The following is an 18,406-nucleotide window of genomic DNA, read 5'->3' as shown; positions in this document are numbered from 1 at the left end:
TGCCACGCGCCACCGACACCCGGCGGCCGGGCGCGAGCAGGTCAGACGAACGCCCCGCCCAGGACCGTGCCCAGCCCGGCCGCCGTGACCGTCAGCGCGAGCGTGCCGAGGGCGTTCGCCAGCGCGAGGCGCATCCGGCCGGACCGGGCCAGGCGTACCGACTCCACGGTTGCCGTGGAGAACGTGGTGAACCCGCCGCACAGGCCGACGGTGAGGGCGATCTGCAGCAGGTGGGCCAGGTCACCCGGCACGCCGCGACCGACGAGCGCGAAGAAGAGCGTCGAGAGCACCCCGATGAGGAACGAGCCCACGACGTTCACCACGAACGTTCCCCAGGGGAACCCGCCGCTGTGCCGGGTGCGGATCTCGCCGTCGACCGTGAACCGGGCGGCGGCGCCGATGCCGCCCCCCACCGCCACCACGAGCAGCTCGACCACCGGGCTCACCGGGCCTTTCGACGCAGGGCGGCACGCGCCGCGATACGGACGCCGCCCAGGCACGCTGCCGTACCGGCGGCGAGCGTGAGCACCACGTACAGCACGGCGAGCCAGCCCGGCCCCAGGGCGAGCAGCTGCTGCGTCTCGAGCGCCAGCGCCGAGTAGGTGGTGAAACCGCCGAGAACGCCGGTGCCGATCCCGAGGCGGATCTTGCGGCGGCGGACCGTCTCGCGGCCCCGCCGGGCGAGGGCCTCCAGGAGATAGCCCAGGGCGAACGCGCCCAGGACGTTGACCACGAACGTGCTGACCGGGAACAGGAGCACCGGGGAGACGGTGCCCGTCGGCGCGACGGAGAGCAGGTTGAGCGGGGCCGTAGCCCAGATGCCGACGAGGTACCGGGCGGCCGAACCGCAGGCACCGCCGAGCGCGACCAGACCGATGTACCGCCAGTCGCGGTGCGGTGCTCGCGTCACCCGGTGTGTCCCCTCGTGCGCGTCCGACAGGTTGTGGAAGAACCTATCGCTCACGGGGCCGACGCCGGTTCCGGCAGCACGACGACGGGGCGCGCCTGGTTGTGGATCAGCCGGCCGGCGACCGTACCGCCCACGACGTTCGTCGCCCAACTGCGCAGACCGGGCCGCCGGGAGCCGACGACGATCATGGCGGCCTCCACCTCGTCGGCCACCCGTCCCAGCTCGGCGGCCGGGTCACCTGCGCCGCGCAGGGCGCACCAGGGCAGGCCGACGTCGGCCATCGCCCTGTTCAGCCCCGCCAGGACGTCGGCCCCGTACGCGTCGGAGGACACCGCGATGTCCGGGTCCACCGACACGGTGAACCCGCGCGAGTCCGAGACGGCGGTCTCGTCCACCCACACGCATACGAGCTCGATCAGGCTTCCACCCAGGGACTGGACGAGCGACGCTGCCCGCCGAGCCAGGTCCGGGTGCTTGTGGTCAACGCCGACCACCACGGATCGCACAGTCACCCTTGTGAGGGTATGGCCAAACGCCTAGTCGAGGTGGCTCGGCAGGCCGAATCGGGAGAACCACTTCTCCGTGTCGAGAAACGTGGTGATGCCCGTGACGTGCGTGCCGTCGTTCTCCAGCACCACGATGCCCCACGCGAAGTGACCGCCCTGGGGGTCGGGCCGGTACTGCGCGAAGCCCGGTGTGCCGTTCACGTGGATGGGCAGGCAGCGCGAGCCCTCGCACCCGAACCCGGGGCCGGTCATCCACGCCTGGATGTTCTCGATGCCTTCCAGCCACATCGCGTACGGCGGCATGTTCATGACCGCGTCCTCGCGGAGCAGGTTGGCCAGGGCCTTCATGTCGTACCGCTCGAACGCCGCCACGTACCGCTCCAGCAGCTCGGCCTCGTCCGCCGACGGCGCGGCCGCGGGCTCGGAGGTGTCCGAGCGGCCAGGTGCCTTGTCGGCGAGCGTGGCGCGCGCACGTTGCAGGGCGCTGTTCACGGAGGCCACCGAGGTGTCGAGCAGCGCGGCCACCTCGGTGGCGGGCCAGCGCAGCACCTCGCGCAGGATGAGTACGGCACGCTGCTTGGCAGGCAGGTGCTGCAGCGCCGCGACGAAGGCGAGTCGCACGGACTCCCGCGCCACGGCTGTGTCGGCAGGATCGCCCGCACCGGGGAGCACGTGCTCGGTCGGGACCGGCTCGACCCACGCATACTCGGGCAGCACCGTCGCCAGGCTCTCCTCCACCGGGTCCACCGCGGCACCGAGGCCCATGGGGCGCTCACGCTTGGCACGGCTGGAGCCCAGCTGGTCGAAGCACACGTTGGTGGCGATCCGGTACAGCCAGGTGCGCAGCGAGGAACGGCCCTCGAACCGCTCGTACGACCGCCACGCGCGCAGCAGGGTCTCCTGCACCGCGTCGTCGGCGTCGAACGCGCCGCCCAGCAGGCGGTAGCAGTAACCGGTGAGCTCGCGACGGTAGACCTCGAGCTGCGCGGAGAGCTCGTCCGCCGCCAGGCTTCCACCGGTGCTGTGCCTAGGTTCTGACGCTGTCTGTGCCATGGATCACACGGTACGCGGCACCACTGACACGCTCCCAGGGTTTCGACCCTGGTCGAAGATGCCGGACCGAAGTTCACCCCGGCCCGACGCACCCTCAGCCCAGGTCGAGCTCGAACCAGACGGTCTTGCCGGTCCGGCGGCTCTCTCGCCGGCCGGCGCGCTCCTGGCCGGTGGCGGGCTCGCCGTGCCGGTCCACCCCCCAGCGGGACGCGAGCCGTTCGAGGAACTGCACGCCACGCCCGCCGAAGTCGGTGACGGTGGGGTCGCGCAGCTCCGGCTGCGCGGTGGACGAGTCCCGCACCCCCACACGCAGGCGCTTCATGTCCACCTCGACGGTGGCCGTGAACGGCGCCTGCCCGTGGTCGACCGCGTTCGTCAGCGCCTCTGACGTCAGCAGCATCACCGTGCGGCGCAGCGGCATCGGCACGCCACAGCTCTCCAGCACGTCGTCGACCCAGATGCGGGCGGGACCCACGTCGCACAGCGACGGGGCGAGCTTGCGTTCCGCAGTGGCCGGCCGGCCGGGGGAGGGCGGCCCGGACGGGGCAGCGGCCCGCACCCGGACGGCGAGCACGGCGACGTCGTCCCGCTGCTCGTCGGAGGAGAGGCGGCGCACCAGGGTGACGGGCAGCGCCGCCGTGGCCGTGTCGCCCAGCGCACCGAGCGTCTTCTGCAGCCGGTTGAGCCACTGGTCGGGGGTGGTCCCGCGCTGCTCGGCGAGCCCGTCGGTGTAGAGCAGGAGCGTGTCACCGGGGTGCAGGGTCGTGACGTGGTCGGTGCGCTTCGCGGTGGGCCGCACGCCCAGCATCATGTCCGGCAGCACCGAGAGGCGCTCCACCGTCCCGTCCTCCCTGAGCACGAGGGGCGGCGGGTGCCCGGCGGTGGACCAGGTGAGCTGGTAGTCCCCCGCGACCCGCTCCAGCCGGGCCACCACGGCGGTCCCGCTGGCGAGCAGCCCCAGGCCGGCGTTCGCCTTGTCGAGCAGGGACAGCAGGGCCGACGGCGACTCGTCATGGCTCCACGCGAACGCCCGCAGCAGCGAGCGGAGCTGGCCCATCTTGGCGGCGGCACGCATGTCGTGGCCGGTCACGTCGCCGATCATGAACATGGTCGCGTCGTCGTCCACGGCCACCGCGTCGTACCAGTCGCCACCGATCTGGTCGGAGCGCGTGGCCGGCGAGTACGTGGCCGCCATGTCGAGGTGCGGCACCTCGGGCAGGCGGCTGAGCATCGCCCGCTGCAGGGTCTTCGCCGACTCGCGACGCTCCTCCAGGAGGCGTGCGCGTTCGAGGGCGTGACCGGTGTAGTGCGCCAGGCCGGTCTGGAGCGCGTACGAGTCCTTGTCCGGCCCGCGATCGCGTTCCCACGCCAGCATGATGACCGCGACGACCACACCGGCCGTCACCACCGGGAGGAACGCCCGGGCGCCGACCCCGGGGTCGCAGAAGTCCCGGGTCGCCGGGAACGCCGAGAACAGCTCGTCGCTCGACCGGAAGAACAGGGGCCGCCCGGTGCGCGCCACCTCGGCCAGGGGGCGGTGGTCGTCCAGCTTGGCCTGTCGCATCCGCTGCGGGAACTGGGGTTCGGCGTGGACGAGCGACCGGTAGGTGATGCCGCGCCCGTCGGCGTCGGCCACGGCGAAAGCGCAGTAGCGCGCGCCGATCCCCGCCGTTCCCACGTCGACGATGACCGACTCCACCTGGTCCATGGTGTTCGCGTTCGCGAAGGCCTCGCTCAGCGAGAGCAGGAACCTGCTGCGGCGGTTGGCCCGGACCGCCGTCTGCTGGATGCGGCGCGCGCGCTCCCGCTCCGCGCGCAGGCGCAGCTCGGCGGTGCAGGCGGCAGCGAGGTCCGCGAGGGAGGCCAGGTCGTCCTCCGACCACTCGCGGGGCTCGCCGACGACGGCGCAGAGCGCGCCGACCGCACGCCCGCGCAGGTCGAAGACGGGGTAGCCGGCGAGAGCGACCAGGCCCATCTCGCGCACGAGATACGTGTCACGCAGCACGGGGTCCAGGCGGGCGTCCGACGACACCACCGGCTCCGCGCGCGTCGCGATCATGGTGGTGAGCGTGCCGGGGTACTCCAGCATTCGCTTGGACTGCAGAGGTTCCGGCATGCCGGAGGCGCCCGGAAGGACCTGGCCCTCGGGGACCATGAAGTACACGACCGCGGCCGGCACCTTGAGGTGACGGCGCACCAGGCGGGCGAAACGGTCAAAGGCCTCGTCGGCGGTCGGCGCACCGAGACCGACGTGCTCAAGGTCCCGCAGCGCCTGGAGGTCCGTCGGCATCTTCTCAGTATTGCGAGAGAAGGGCGCATGCGCGATAGATGTACCGGATGTGTCCCTTTTGCTCCTAGCGGGTAATCTGCGGCCCCCCGGTCATGGTCAGACCTCGAGCAGGCCCCGCTGGTGCGCGAGGCTCACGGCCTCCGCCCGCCCCGAGGCCCCGAGCTTGGCGAGCAGGTTCGACACGTGCACGCTCACCGTCTTGGTGGAGATGAACAGGCGCTCGCCGATCTGTCGGTTCGACAGCCCCTGCGCCACGAGCCCCAGCACCTCCTCCTCGCGCTCCGTGAGGGTCGACACGGTGGCGCGCCGTACCCCCGGCAGGTCGAGCCGCGCTCGCCGGGCCAGGGCACGTACCGCGTCGGCCAGCGGCTCGGCGCCCATGTCCTGCGCCTCGGAGAGCGCCTCGGCCGCCTCGACCTCGGCGGCCTCGCGCTCGCCGGCGCCCAGGAGGGCCTCGGCCCAGCGATACCGCGAGCGTGCGACCTCGTAGCGGTAGCCGAAGTCGAACGCGTTCACGGTGTCCTGCCAGCTCGCGGCGGCGTCCCGCCACAGCGTGCCCGGTTCCGGTTCGGCGCCACCCGCGCCCGCCGGTCCTGGGGCGTGGCCGGCCACGGCGTGCAGCCGGGCGTTCTCGGCGGTCGCGCGCTGGAGCCAGGCGCGGCCCTCGGGTCCGAGCACGCCGCCGCGCGGTCGCCCCCGCTGGGCGGTCTCCCTGGCGATGGCGAGGAGCGAGTCGCCCCGGTCGAGGCGGGCGGCCGCGCGGGCGTCGACGGCAGCGGCGGCGGCGGAACCCGGCGCGCCGGCGCGGCCGGCCGACCGGTCGGACTCCGCCGCGTCCGCCAGGGCGGCGATCGCCAGCGCGGACAACCAGATCCGGCCCAGGAACACCTCGGTCCACACCTCGCCGAGATGGTCCGTGATCCGCACCGCCAGAGCCGCCGCGTCGTCGTACCGGCCCGCCCACGTCAGGGCGTCGACCAGGCAGCCGCCGCCGAGCAGGGCGATCTGACCGTCGCTCCGCCAGTGGTCGAGCAGCGCCTCACCGCGAGCGATCGCGTCCTCGTCGCCCCGGGCTACCGCCGCGTACATCCGGCTCGCGTCCAGGATGTGCTTGGAGGTGGCGGGCACACCGTCGGCGGCGCGTGCCGTGAGATCGCCACGGAAGTAGAGCATGACCTCCCGCAGGATCCGTAGGTTGACGGTGGGCGCGCTCCAGGCCAGGCCGAGCTCCTCCGCCCGGTCGAGCGCGTGCCGCACCCGCTGCTCGGCAGGTTCGAGCTCCCCGGCGTAGAAGCGGTTGGCGGTCGCGCTGTAGAGCGTGCGCATCTCGGTGAGGGCGTCCCCTGCCTCGATGGCGGCCGCGCGGGCCTCGTCGAACAGTGCCGCGGCGCGGTCGGGGTCGGCGACGTCGAGCACCGCGAGCGTCGACAGGGCGGCCGCGAGGGCGCCGGGCTGCCCGACGGCTCGCGCCTCCTCGGCGGCGCGCTCGGCGTGCTCGCGGGCGTCGTCGTCCCGGTCGATGATCATCGAGACGCGGGCGAGCAGGGCATTCGTCCAGATCCGCTCGGGGCTACGCTGCGGAAGCACCTCGAGGGCGGCTCGCAGGTCCGCGATCGCCGCCTCGACCTGCCCTGGTTCCTCGTCCCACGTCGGCAGGTCGAGGTAGCGGTGCACCAGCACGTGCTGCAGGCCGGCCCGCCGCACGGGGTCGTCGACGCCGTCGGCCGCGCGCTGGGTCAGCTTGACCGCGCGCATCGGGTCGCCCGCCCGTGCGGCAGAGTCGCCGGCGAAGAGTGCGACGTCGACCCGGTCGCACCCGAGCCGTTCCTCCGCGTCGGGCACCGACTCCCAGAGGGCCAGCACCTGTTCCCAGTGCCGCAGCTCCTCCTCGGGTGCGAGCAGCCGGCGGGCCCGCAGGGCGGCGTCGCGCGACGCACTCAGCGCCGCGGGCAGGTCGTGTCCCTCGAAGGCGTGGTGCGCGCGCTCGGCCGCGCTGCCGATCGGCATGCCGTCGGGGCCGTCCTGCTCGATCACCGCGAGGTAGGCGCGGTGCACCGCCGAACGCTCACCCGGGAGCAGATCGGCGTAGAGGGCCTCGGCCAGTAGCGCGTGCCGGAACTCCAGGTGGGCCCCCGACACGACGAGGACCTGCTGGGTCACGGCCTCCCGCAGCGCGGCGTCGACGTCCAGCGCGCCCCAGCGGGCGGTGGCGGCCCGCAGCAGCTCCTCCCGCACGCGGCGACCGGCGACCGACGCGATGCGCAGCACCTGCTGCACCTCGGGGTCCAGCCGTTCGAGCCGGGTGCGGAGCACCTCGGTGAGCGTCCAGGGCAGGCTGGCCGAGTCGGGCCCCGCGTCCAGCAGCTCCTCCGCGAAGAACGCGTTGCCCTCGGAGCGCTCGAGCACCTCGGCGAATCCCGTGGCGGCCAGCGGCCGGCCGGCCAGCGCCGTCGTGAACTCGCGCAGCTCGTTCTCGTCGAACGGCCGCAGGTCGATGCGCTCGACGTGCTCCAGCCGGGACAGCTCGGCGAGCAGGGGCCGCAGAGGGTGGCGCCGGTCGACGTCGTCCGACCGGTAGGTCACCACGATCAGGAGGTGCTCCGACCTGGCCCGGGCCGCGAGGAAGCGCAGTACGTCGCGTGTCGACGCGTCGGCCCAGTGGGCGTCCTCGACCACGAGGACGAGCGGCCGCTCGGGCGTGCCGGCCACCGCGAGGCTGCGCGCGATGCCCTCGAAGAGCTGCAGCCGCTCGTCGTGGTCGGCGTCACCGCTCCCGCCGGGCTCCAGGAGCCGCCACAGGGCGGGCCGTTCCGCGACGAGGTCGGACACCCGGGCGGCCGCCTCCGGCCCGGCGGCGCCTGCCTGCAGCTGCGTCAGCGCGTCGGTGAACGGGAGGTACGGGATACCGACCTGACCCAGGTCGACGCAGTGCACGACGACGGCGCTCGCCCCCGCCTGCCCCGACGCCTCGGCGACGTGGCTGATCAGCCGGGTCTTGCCCACACCCGCGTCGCCACCGATCACCACCAGGCCTGGCCGGCCCGCCGAGGCGCGCCCCACCGCCAGCATGAGGGAGGCAACCTGCTCCTGCCGGGAGACCAGAGGGATCGTCGTAGACCGTCGCACCTGACCATCGTGCCACCGGCCACCGACAGTCTCCCCGGCCTTTTGCGCCTCAGTACCGACCTCAGTACCCACGTGGGTACCCGGCCCGGGCCCGGCACCCGCCCCGGGCCCCGTACGCGCCGTCACGCGAACAGGCCGCGGTGGCCGGCGTCGGCCACCGGGCGCATGCCGGCGATGCCCTTCCTGATCTGCTCGGCGCGGTCGGGGCGCGCCCGGTCGGCTGCCCTGCGCGCGGCACGCCGCTCGGCGCGGCGCAGCGAACGCACGTAGCGGTCCGCACCGCTGCTGCCCCTGCGGCCCCAGGCCTTCCGGACCTCGGCCTGCCGGTACTCGATCTCCGCCTCGACGGCGGGTCCCCACATCGACATGATTCCTCCGGATGTCCCCGGCGGGCCGTGCGCCCGTCCGGCTGCTGAGGAAGACACTCGTCCTGAGGTGGGGGTCGCCGGATCGGTCGGTCGGGCAGCCCTGGCGCGCGGGGTACCTCAGAACCTCGTCGCAGGCGTCCCTGAGGTGGTCCCAAGCGGTCTGAGGTACCGCACGGCGGCGGTCTCGAATCGCCACGACGGGCGAGATCCAGGCAGTTCACAGGCGCGCTATTGCGATCTACGTCACACCGGACGCACACTGGAACAAGTAGCGGACCCAATTCGGGGGTGGAATCGTGACCGGAACCGAAGCTGGAACGTACGACATCTTGCCCATGCTGGGTCGCGGGAAGCACCGCAACCCCAAGAAGGGCGCGTGCTTCATGGAGCTCGCATCCTTCCTCGCAGGCGAGAAGTGGAGTGATCACCCCGCCTGTACGCACCCGCTGATCGCGATGCTGGCCCGTGCGGTGAACGACCTCACCGCCGACCACGCCCGCCCGCAGCTCGCGCCACTCATCCCGTCGGTCATCGGCCTCACCAGCACCGATCCACGCTGGGACGTGCGCATCGCACTGCGCGCGGCGCAGACGGCACTCCCCGTGTCCCCCGCCGACCGGCAGCAGACGCTGGCCGTGGCGATCCTCGGGTCCGAGCGCATGCTCGACGTCCTGGAGGACCGTCCATCCGGCACGCTCGCGCCCGAGAGCAAGGACGCGCTCGCGGCGGTGCCGAAGACCGCTGCCTGGGCCGAGCGGTTCTGTGCGGGCACCAGCGTGCGGCCCAAGCGGTTCGTGCGCGACGCCGCGCCGAGCGTGGTGTCCACCGCGGTGCAGGGCATCTCGGAGGCCTTCGTGCCTGACGTCGACGCCCGGCTGCGGGACCTGCTCTCCGCCACGATCGCCGATGCACGCCGCTGGGCGGGCAGCGCGGACGACGAGGCCCGCTCGCTCGACCCGTTGGCGTGGGGCCCGGTGGTGAAGGCGGCACCGACCGCCTGACCTACCAGGCCGAGCAGGGGGAACCGGGTCGGGGCGTACCAGGGGGTCGCCCCGACCCGAGCCGTGTCCGACGAGTTTCACGGTTCTGTCGATCGGGCGCCGTCGAGATCGTCACCCCGGTGTCAGACAGACACCGACCGGAGGACAGAACCATGCGCTACACCATCCTTTTGCACTACCCGGAGATGACCCCGGAAGACCTCGGCGAGGGCGGTTGGGAAGAGGGCGAGCGCGAGTTCGACGCCTACGCCACGGCGCTCGACCAGGCCGGAGTGCTCCTCTCGGCGGAGGTGCTGCAGCCGTCGTCGTCCACCACCACCGTCGCCGTGCGCGACGGTGAGCTGCGAGTCCAGGACGGACCCTTCGCGGAGACGAAGGAGCAGCTGGGCGGCACGTTCGTGATCGACGTGCCCGACCTCGACGCGGCGCTCGCCTGGGCGCAGAAGGCCCCGTCGGTCCAGTGGGGCACCGTGGAGGTGCGCCCGTCGGCCACGCACTTCGAGAACGGGTCGTGGACGCGCTGACCGACCACGACGACGCGCGGGCCGCCGCCGAAGCGGCGGCCCGCACGTCGTACGGCCGGCTGCTGGCGCTGCTCGCCGCACGCGACGGGGACATCCAGCGCGCGGAGGACGCCCTCGCCGAGGCCTTCGAGCGGGCGCTGCGGCACTGGCCGGACGACGGCGTGCCGCACAACCCGGACGGCTGGCTCCTCACCGTGGCCCGCAACCGGCTGCGCGACCTGTACCGCTCCGCCGCGGTGCGCACCGCGGCACCGGCCGCTTCCGGGGCCGAGCCGGTGGCCGCACCCGAAGAGCCCGAGCTCGACGCGATCGGCGACCACCGCCTGGAGCTCCTCTTCGTGTGCGCGCACCCGGCGGTCGAGGCGGGCATCCGTACCCCGCTCATGCTCCAGACCGTGCTGGGCGTCGAGGCGCGGGACATCGCCGCGGCGTTCGCGGTCCCGGCGGCGACGATGGCGCAGCGACTGGTGCGGGCCAAGCGCCGCATCCGGGATGCCCGCATCCCCTTCCGGGTGCCTGACCGCGACGAGGTGCCCGGCCGTCTGCCGCCGGTGCTGGAGGCCGTGTACGGCGCCTACGCGATCGACTGGCGCGGCGCCGCGCCAGAGGTCCGCTCCTCTCTCAGCGGCGACGCGCTCACCCTCGCCCTGCTGCTGGCACACCTCCTGCCGGAGCCGGAGGTCCTGGGGCTGGCAGCGCTGCTCTGCTTCTCGGTGGCACGTGCCGACGCCCGCGAGGTCGACGGCGCCCTCGTGCCGCTCGACGAGCAGGACGTCACGCGGTGGGACACGGCCCTGATCGAGCGCGGGGAGGCGTTGCTCCGGCGTGCGCTCACCGGCAAAGGGCCGACGACGGCTCCCGCCGGACCGCCCGGCCGGTTCCGGCTGGAGGCCGCCGTGCAGTCCGTGCACTGCGCGCGGGCCCGTACGGGGTGGACCGACTGGCCGGCTCTGCTCACCCTGCACCAGGCGCTGCTCCGCGTCGCGCCGACGCTCGGCGGACGGGTGGCGCTCGCCGCGGTGCTCGGGCGGGTGGAGGGCCCGGAGGCCGGGCTCGCCGCGCTGGACGAGATCGCGGGGACGGACCCGGCGTCAGGCAGGTTCCAGCCGTGGTGGGCCACCAGGGCGCACCTCCTGGCGGAGGCAGGCGTCGTCGATGCGGCGCTCGACGCCTACGGCAAGGCTCGTTCGCTCACGACCGACCCGGCGCTGCGGACCTTCCTGGCGGGTCGGGCCGCCTCGGTCGGCTGAGATCTTCACGTCGCTGTCACAAACGGCGAGATCGTCGCTCCCTACCAACGAAACGAGCTCCCGGTACGTCCATGCTCCATGGAGGGCGTCCACCCGAGGGGCCCATGGAACGGGGTTCGACCATGACGACCAGCACAGCAGCGCTCACCGGCAACGACGTGACCGCCATCGAGCGTGACCTGCGACGCATGGAGCTGCTCAACCGGCGGGAGCACATGGTGCGCACCGCCGGTCGTGCGGCACCGATGATCTCGTACCTCAAGCTCGCCACGCGCCCCCGTGACCGCTGGCGGCACCCGGACGCGTGACGTCGAGGGGCGGGGCCGCAGATCCAGGGGGTTCGGCGGCCCCGCTCCATTTCACCCTGGCTTGCCCCGATTCTCCCAAGAGATAACACGTGGCGATCATGCCGACCCCCTTAGGCTCCAAGGCATGAGCGGACACCCTTCACCTCATCTGCCTGCGGACGGTCATGCTCCGGTACCACCTCCGCCAGGTGGGTACGCCACGGTTCCGCCGGTCGAGGGACCGCCACCGGTGCCGCCGGGCGGGGAACCGCCGGCCGTGCCACCGGCCCCGTCGCGGAAGGGCCGCACGGGCGTGATCATCGGCGTCGCCGTCGTGGTTCTGCTCGCGCTCGGTGTCGGTGCCTGGTTCCTGTTCCGCGAGCCTCCCGTACCGGACCCTGAGCCTGCCGCCGAGGAGCTGGCGGCCGCGCTCGAGGCGGGCACGCCGGCGGACTTCCCGCTCGTGCTGGAGACCTCTGCGTCACCGGACGAGCAGTACACCCGCGTGTTCGAGCAGATGCTCGCCGCCGTCGGCGAGGACTCCGGAACGGTCGAGGTCAAGAGCGTCACGCCGATGCGAGAGGGCGACGGCGGCACCGCGACCGCCACCGCGACGCTCGCCTGGACCTGGCCCGTCGCGACGGAAGAGGCCTGGGAGTACGAGACCGTCGCCGAGCTCACCTACCCCGGCCCGTCGGACGGCGAGGCCGGTCAGTGGGAAGCCGTCTGGGAGACCGGAGTGCTGGTCCCCGGGCTGGAGCCGGGCGAGCGGCTGTCCGTCGAGCGCACCGAGCCGGCGCGCGGAGAGATCGTCACGACCACCGGCGAGACGCTCGTGGGGATGACGCCCGTGCATCACGTCGGTATCGACAAGACCCGACCGGGCTGGGAGACGGCCGCGACGGAGCTCGGCGACGTGCTGGGCTTCGACAAGGCGACCACGGACAACGTCGCGGAGCAGGTCCGCTCGGCCGGTGAGAAGGCGTTCGTCGACGTCATCACCATCCGTGAGAACGACCCGGAGTACGACTTCGACGCCGCCATGGCGATCCCCGGTGTGGTCGGGATCCCGGACGAGCTGCCGCTGGCGCGGGAACGCGACTTCGCCAAGGGCGTGCTCGGCTCGGTCGGCGAGGCCACGGCGGAGATCGTCGAGGAGTCGGAGGGCACCATCAAGGCCGGCGACATGGTCGGTCTCTCCGGCCTGCAGGCCGCCCATGACGAGCACCTGCGCGGTGTGCCGGGGCTCGCGGTGACCATCGAGCCCGCGGAGGGCGGCGAGGGCCGCGAGGCGTTCACCATCGAGAAGCAGGACGGCGAGCCGGTGGCGATCACCATCGACCCGGCGACGCAGCTCCGCGCCGAGGCGGCCCTGGCCGACCTCGACGACCTGGCGAGCGCCATCGTCGCGATCAAGCCGTCGACCGGCGAGGTGCTCGCGGCGGCGTCGGGCCCGGGCTCCGAGGGGTACAGCACCGCGACGCTGGGGCAGTACGCGCCCGGGTCGACGTTCAAGATCGCGACGTCGCTCGCCATGCTCCGCTCCGGGATCACGCCGGAGACACCGCTGCCCTGCACCGCGACGATCAACGTGGAGGGCCGCGAGTTCCAGAACGTGCCGGGCTACCCGGAGTCCGCGATGGGCGACGCGGTGCCGTTCCGGACCGTGTTCGCGAACTCGTGCAACACCGGCTTCATCTCGCAGCACCAGAAGATCTCGCAGCAGCAGCTGCACGACGCCGCGGCGTCGCTCGGCCTGGGCGTCGAGCCCGCCGACTTCGGAGCGGCGCTGGCGGTGGGGGACGTCCCGACCGAGGCACCGGCCACCGAGCACGCCGCCTCGATGATCGGTCAGGGCAAGGTGCTGGCCACGCCGCTCGCGATGGCTACCGTCGCGGCCAGCGTCTCCGCTGGGCACACGGTGTCGCCGTGGCTGGTGCAGCCGTCGGGTGAGAAGGCGGAAGAGGCGCCGGCCGGCGATCTGACCGCTGACGAGGCGGCCACCCTGCGCGACCTGATGGGCGGGGTGGTGCAGGAGGGCTCGGCGACGGCGCTGCAGGACGTGCCCGGGATCGTCGGCGCGAAGACGGGCACCGCGCAGTTCGGCGACGGGAGCAAGGCGCACGTCTGGATGCTCGCCATCGCGAACGACCTGGCGGCGGTCGTGTTCATCGAGGAGGGTGAGCTCGGCTCGACGACGGCCGGCCCGGTGATGCACAAGTTCCTCACGGGCAGCTGAACCGCCGGTCGTGCCCGAGCCTGCCGCGATCGGTGCGGCGGGCTCGGCCGGCGGGTTCGCGGATCAGCCCTTGAAGCCGGCTTCCGTGCAGGTGGACTTGTACTCGTCGATGGCCGCCTTGACCGCCGTCGGGCGGGCGATGGAACCGTCGAGCGCCTGGTCGAACGGTGCGCGCACGGCCTCGAGGTGCGCGATGCTGACCTCGTCGGCCTTGCCGATCAGCAGGCCGAGGCTGCTGCTGATGCCGCTGACGACGCCCGTGAGCTCCTCGTCGAGCGGGGCCTGGACGGCCGGCGCGGTGTCCGAGGCGTTCGTGACGATCGTGCCCGTGAAGAACGCGTTGCACGACTCGACGAGGTCGTACTCGCCGGTGCTGACGGGGGCCTCGACGACGGGCGAGGGGGCCTCCTGCGCGACCTCTTCACCCGAGGGGCTGAAGTCGCTGGCCATGTCTTCGAGGGCGGCGCATCCGGACAGCAGTAGTGCACAGGTGACCAGTGCGGCCGTTGCCCAGTTCTTGCTGGTGCTCACGATCTACTTCCCTCACGTCATCGGGTCAGAAAAGTGCGTTCCGTCGCACTCGCCCGCGAGTCTAGCGGCACCGCCGCAACAGGGGGCCAATCGTTGCCGGGTGACTACGGCGCCCGCTCAGAGCCGCCGGACGCGCGCGGGGCGCCCTGGCCACACGAGTGGTCAGGGCGCCCCGCGACTGTCTCGACGGCCGTCGAGCACCCGTCGAGCACCCGTCGAGCGCCTGTCAGCGCCCGTCGTCGGCCGGCGGCTGGTCCTGCGGTGTGGGCGCCGCCGGGGGCGCGTCCGACGCCGTCGGTGCGGCGCTCGGCCCTGTGCCCGGGTGGGCCGTCGGGTAGGGGTCCGCCGAGCGGAGCACGGCGAGCCGGGAGCGGTACTCGGCCTCGTCGATCTCGCCGCGGGCGAACCTGGTGCCGAGCAGCGTCACCGGGTCGGCACCCGCCGCCGCGTGGCCCGCCCAGGGGCCACCCCATCCGCCGCGCGCCCCGCGCCGGGCACGCCGTGCGATCAGGATGATCACTGTCACGAACAGCAGGAACCAGAGCAGCGGGATGATGAAGAAGAACGGGCCGGGTCCGCCCCAGCCGTGGTAGGGCCCGTTGGCGAGGACCTCCGTCGTCGCGGTGAGCATGTCGACCTCCAGCATTCGGTTCGGGCCGGGCGTTCCGGCCACGGCACCAGGCTGCCGCCGTCCGGCGCCGGGGTCGTCGCCCCCGCGTACCTGCCCTCCTACCCCCGTGGTGCCGTGCCGGGGGCGGAGGGCAGGCCGGGTGCTACCCGGCCCAGCCCGGCCGGACGAGACCCGCCTCGTACGCCAGAACCACGAGCTGGGCACGATCCCGTGACCCGGTCTTCATGAGCACCCGCGAGACGTGCGTCTTCACCGTCGACTCGGAGAGGTAGAGCCTGCGCGCGATCTCGTCGTTCGCGAGCCCGCCCGCCACCTCGACGAGCACCTCGCGCTCGCGCGGCGTGAGGTCCGCGAGCGCGGGCACCGGCCGCACCGTGCGCGTCGCCTCGGCGACCTTGGCCAGCAGCCGCCGCGTCACCGTGGGCGACAGGAGCGCGTTGCCCGACGCCGCCACGCGCACCGCTCGCACGAGCTCCGCCGGCTCGGTGTCCTTGACCAGGAACCCCGACGCCCCGGCCCGGATGGCCTCCGTGACGTACTCGTCCAGCTCGAACGTCGTGACGACGACGACGTGCACCCCCGCCGCACGCGGCTCCGCGATGATGCGCCGTGTCGCCTCGAGCCCGTCCAGGCCCGGCATCCGGATGTCCATGAGCACCACCTGGGGCAGGTGGTCAAGGGTGAGGGCCACCGCATCGTCGCCGGTCGCGGCCTGGGCCACGACGCGCATGTCGTCCTCGGAGTCGATCAGCGCGCGGAAGCCACCGCGTACCAGGGCCTGGTCGTCGGCGAGCAGGACGTCGATCATGTGTCTTCTCCGGGTTCGGGTCGGTCGTCCGTCCGTTCGGTGGTCTCCGGACGGGTCGGTCCCACCGCCGGCCGGGGTGCGACGGGGAGCGTGGCCCGGACCTCCCAGCCTGCCCCGTCCGGGCGGGGGCCGGTGGTCAGCGTGCCGCCCGAACCCTCCACGCGCTCGCGCATCCCGAGCAGCCCGTAGCCGGGCCGGCCCGGATCGCCGGACCCCGCGGCCTGCACGCCGTCGTCGGTCACCACCACCTCGACCTCGTCGCCACGGGTGACCCGCAGGGTCACCCGGCGGGCCGACGGCGCGTGCCTGCGCACGTTGGTCAGCGACTCCTGCACCACACGGTGCACGACGCCGGCGACGTGGTCGGGCAGCTCGCCGATGTCGGGTGCCAGCTCGACGGCGACGTCGAGCCCGTCGGCGCGCGCCTGGTCGGCGAGATGCCGCAGTCCGGTGAGGTCCCAGGTCGGGGCGAGGGGGGCGGAGTCGTCCCACTCCATCGGCCTTGCCGCATCGCTGCCGGGGGCCCCGGTCCCGGCCCCGTCGTCGGCCGGCATGCCCGGGGCGGGCGGGCTCGTGCCCTCGCGAACGATGCCCAGCACCGTGCGGACCTCGGCGAGCGCGTCCTTGCTGGTGTCCCGGATGTTGGCCAGGGCCTCCCGCGCCTGCCCCGGGTTCTTCTCCAGCAGGTGCAGTCCCACACCGGCCTGGACGTTGATGGCGGACAGGGAGTGCGCGAGCACGTCGTGCAGCTCGCGGGCGATCCGCAGACGCTCCGAGGCGACGGCGGTGCGCTCGCGCTCGGCGGCGGTGGCCCGGGCAGCGGCCCGCGCCGCCGTCCGCCGCGAGATCCGGTCCCGGGCCGCGCTCGCGATCAGCAGCACGACGGCGAGCCACGCGGCCGCGGCGACCATCGCCTCGATGTTCAGGAACCAGGTGCCGTCGCCGTCCCGCCAGCCGGAGCCCGGTCCCCACTTCTCGTACCGGCGGGGCGGCACGTCGGCCTGGAGCCGTTCGATGCGCGGCGCGACCAGCGTGGTCACCGTGCCGACGGCCCCCGCCAGCAGCGCGGCACCCGACCACGCGATCACGCGGGCGCGGCGCACCTCACCGCTGAGCATGACGCCGGCGAGCACGGCGAGCGGGCCGAGGAAGACGGGCCCCCACGGGTGACCGAGCAGCAGGAAGACGAAGGTGGCCGCGACCGACAGGACGGTGGCGAGCGCAGGACGGCGGGGCAGCAGGAACACCAGCGCCGCCGGCGAGACCAGCAGCAGCAGCGACCCGACCAGGCCGGGTTCCGATGCCCAGGCCTGGCCGCGCGCGGCGCCGATCGAGCCGACGCTGGTGACGACCGCCACCGCCACGGCGACGAACGCACGCGGACGGAGGCGATCGAACGGCCCGGAGGCCGACGGGTCCGTGGTGGTGTCACCCGCAGGTCGGGATGTGCCCAGCATGCTCGAACGCTACGCCGGACGGGCTTCCGCCACGTCGGACCGCGGTGCCGGTGCGTGTCGTACCCGGGTGCCGGCGCCGTGCGGGCCCGTCAGGCGAAGCGGGCCTCCCGCTCGGCCACGCGGCCGGCACCACGCCCGCCGTCGGCGTCCGGGTCCCAGGTGTAGACCTCCGTACCGGTGATGAAGACGCGCTCGGCCCGCGCGGTGGTGTCGAGCGGGTCGCCGGACCAGAGCACGACGTCGCCGTCGAGCCCTTCCTTGATCGCGCCCACCCGGTCGTCCAGGCGGAGGAAGGACGCCGGGTTGGTGGTGATGGCCGCGAGGGCGGTGTCCCAGGGCAGGCCGTCCCGGAGCGCGAACGTCGCCTGGTGCACCAGGAAGTTGATCGGGATGACGGGGTGGTCGGTGGTGATGGCGACGCGGACGCCCGCGTCGGCCATCTTGACCAGGTTGAGGATCGACCGGTCGCGCAGCTCGACCTTGGAGCGCGAGGTGAACATCGGGCCGTAGATGACCGGGATGCCCTTCTCCGCGAGCACGTCGGCCACCTTGTGGCCCTCGGTGCCGTGGTTGATGACCAGCCGGTAGCCGAACTCCTCCGACAGCCGGACCGCCGTGGCGATGTCGTCGGCGCGGTGCGTGTGCTGGTCCCAGGCGAGCTCTCCCGCGAGCACGCGGGCCAGCGTCTCCTTGCCCAGGTCACGCTCGAACGGCTTGCCCTCCGCCGCCGCGGCGTCGCGCTGCGCGGTGTAGTTCTGGGCGTCGACGAACGCCTTGCGGATGACGTTGGCCACCCCGAGACGGGTGGAGGGCAGTTGGTTCCTGTCCCCGTAGACCCGCTTCGGGTTCTCGCCGAGGGCCGACTTGACCGACACCGAGTCGCTGACGACCTGCTCGTCGACGGTGCGGCCGCCCCAGGTCTTGATCGCGACGGTCTGCCCGCCGATCGGGTTGCCGGAGCCCGGCTTGATGACCGCTGTGGTCACACCGCCGGACAGGGCGTCGCGGAAACCTTCCTCGTCCACCTGGATGGCGTCGAGCGCACGCAGCGCGGACCCGTCGGGGCCGGTCATCTCGTTGGTGTCGTTGCCGGCCCAGCCCTCGCCCTCCTCGTGCACGCCGAGATGGCCGTGTGCCTCGACGAACCCCGGCAGGAGCCACCGGCCCTCGGCGTCGATGGTCTCGACGCCGTCGGGTACGGCGACGTCCTGCCCGACGGCGGTGATGACGCCGTCCTCGATGACGACGGTCCCGCGCTCGATGGGTTCGGCGGCGACGGGGACCACACGGGCGTTGGTGATGGCGATGGTGGAGCGAGTTGTCATGGGTACATCATTACTTGAGGTAACGACGGGTCGGTCGCCTGCCGTCGAGCCACAGGGTGCCGGACGCGTCCGCGTGCGATCCGGACGAGCCCATCGGTCC

Annotated in this window: 17 protein-coding genes; 5 read left to right on the top strand and 12 right to left on the bottom strand. The window is 73.2% G+C overall.

Annotated elements, in window-relative coordinates; genetic code table 11:
* Positions 1 to 41 precede the first annotated feature (41 nt).
* The 7 genes from ACYVK7_RS01425 to ACYVK7_RS01395 form a co-directional block, all read right to left on the bottom strand.
* A complete protein-coding gene (locus ACYVK7_RS01425; protein WP_460885888.1) occupies positions 42 to 446 on the bottom strand; it encodes a fluoride efflux transporter FluC in 405 nt (134 codons plus the stop codon).
* A complete protein-coding gene (locus tag ACYVK7_RS01420; RefSeq protein ID WP_460885887.1) occupies positions 443 to 910 on the bottom strand; it encodes a fluoride efflux transporter FluC in 468 nt (155 codons plus the stop codon). Before ACYVK7_RS01420 ends, ACYVK7_RS01425 begins: the two co-directional genes overlap by 4 nt.
* Positions 911 to 960: 50 nt before the next feature.
* Entirely contained in the window at positions 961 to 1,422 is a 462-nt protein-coding gene (locus ACYVK7_RS01415; RefSeq protein ID WP_460885886.1) for a universal stress protein, read from the bottom strand.
* Between the two features lie 24 nt (positions 1,423 to 1,446).
* Positions 1,447 to 2,469: a sigma-70 family RNA polymerase sigma factor gene (locus ACYVK7_RS01410; RefSeq protein ID WP_460885885.1), complete on the bottom strand. Its 1,023-nt coding sequence runs from the start codon at positions 2,467 to 2,469 to the stop codon at positions 1,447 to 1,449.
* 94 nt (positions 2,470 to 2,563) lie between these two features.
* Positions 2,564 to 4,759 carry a SpoIIE family protein phosphatase gene (locus ACYVK7_RS01405; RefSeq protein WP_460885884.1) on the bottom strand — a complete coding sequence of 732 codons (2,196 nt, stop codon included), beginning with the start codon at positions 4,757 to 4,759 and terminating at the stop codon, positions 2,564 to 2,566.
* Positions 4,760 to 4,855: 96 nt separating this feature from the next.
* Positions 4,856 to 7,885, bottom strand: a complete 3,030-nt coding sequence (locus ACYVK7_RS01400; protein ID WP_460885883.1) for a helix-turn-helix transcriptional regulator — start codon at positions 7,883 to 7,885, stop codon at positions 4,856 to 4,858.
* A gap of 122 nt (positions 7,886 to 8,007) precedes the next feature.
* Positions 8,008 to 8,253 carry a hypothetical protein gene (locus ACYVK7_RS01395; protein WP_460885882.1) on the bottom strand — a complete coding sequence of 82 codons (246 nt, stop codon included), beginning with the start codon at positions 8,251 to 8,253 and terminating at the stop codon, positions 8,008 to 8,010.
* Between the two features lie 296 nt (positions 8,254 to 8,549).
* Between ACYVK7_RS01395 and ACYVK7_RS01390 the strand changes: the two genes are divergently transcribed.
* From ACYVK7_RS01390 to ACYVK7_RS01370, 5 genes are all read left to right on the top strand, one after another.
* A complete protein-coding gene (locus ACYVK7_RS01390; protein WP_460885881.1) occupies positions 8,550 to 9,254 on the top strand; it encodes a hypothetical protein in 705 nt (234 codons plus the stop codon).
* 152 nt (positions 9,255 to 9,406) lie between these two features.
* Positions 9,407 to 9,778, top strand: coding sequence for a YciI family protein (locus ACYVK7_RS01385; protein ID WP_460885880.1), 372 nt, complete (start codon positions 9,407 to 9,409; stop codon positions 9,776 to 9,778).
* Positions 9,766 to 11,028, top strand: a complete 1,263-nt coding sequence (locus ACYVK7_RS01380; protein ID WP_460885879.1) for an RNA polymerase sigma factor — start codon at positions 9,766 to 9,768, stop codon at positions 11,026 to 11,028. Before ACYVK7_RS01385 ends, ACYVK7_RS01380 begins: the two co-directional genes overlap by 13 nt.
* A 122-nt stretch (positions 11,029 to 11,150) precedes the next feature.
* Positions 11,151 to 11,336 (top strand): hypothetical protein, encoded by a 186-nt coding sequence (locus tag ACYVK7_RS01375; protein ID WP_460885878.1) that lies wholly within the window; start codon positions 11,151 to 11,153, stop codon positions 11,334 to 11,336.
* A 256-nt stretch (positions 11,337 to 11,592) separates the two neighbouring features.
* Positions 11,593 to 13,554 carry a penicillin-binding transpeptidase domain-containing protein gene (locus ACYVK7_RS01370; protein ID WP_460885877.1) on the top strand — a complete coding sequence of 654 codons (1,962 nt, stop codon included), beginning with the start codon at positions 11,593 to 11,595 and terminating at the stop codon, positions 13,552 to 13,554.
* A gap of 63 nt (positions 13,555 to 13,617) precedes the next feature.
* On the opposite strand, the gene ACYVK7_RS01365 is transcribed toward ACYVK7_RS01370, so the two are convergent.
* The 5 genes from ACYVK7_RS01365 to ACYVK7_RS01345 form a co-directional block, all read right to left on the bottom strand.
* Complete coding sequence (locus ACYVK7_RS01365; RefSeq protein ID WP_460885876.1) at positions 13,618 to 14,085, bottom strand: hypothetical protein; 468 nt, start codon at positions 14,083 to 14,085, stop codon at positions 13,618 to 13,620.
* 226 nt (positions 14,086 to 14,311) lie between these two features.
* Entirely contained in the window at positions 14,312 to 14,758 is a 447-nt protein-coding gene (locus ACYVK7_RS01360; protein WP_460885875.1) for an SHOCT domain-containing protein, read from the bottom strand.
* A 100-nt stretch (positions 14,759 to 14,858) separates the two neighbouring features.
* On the bottom strand, positions 14,859 to 15,524 hold the full coding sequence (locus ACYVK7_RS01355; protein WP_460885874.1) for a response regulator: 666 nt from the start codon (positions 15,522 to 15,524) through the stop codon (positions 14,859 to 14,861).
* On the bottom strand, positions 15,521 to 16,981 hold the full coding sequence (locus tag ACYVK7_RS01350; protein WP_460885873.1) for a sensor histidine kinase: 1,461 nt from the start codon (positions 16,979 to 16,981) through the stop codon (positions 15,521 to 15,523). The genes ACYVK7_RS01355 and ACYVK7_RS01350 overlap by 4 nt, the downstream gene beginning before the upstream one ends.
* Positions 16,982 to 17,070: 89 nt before the next feature.
* A complete protein-coding gene (locus ACYVK7_RS01345; RefSeq protein WP_460885872.1) occupies positions 17,071 to 18,306 on the bottom strand; it encodes an amidohydrolase in 1,236 nt (411 codons plus the stop codon).
* Positions 18,307 to 18,406 lie beyond the last annotated feature (100 nt).

Source organism: Promicromonospora xylanilytica (assembly GCF_054782895.1).
Note: the sequence above shows the minus strand (reverse complement) of the source record. Positions and strands in the feature narration are given on the sequence as shown.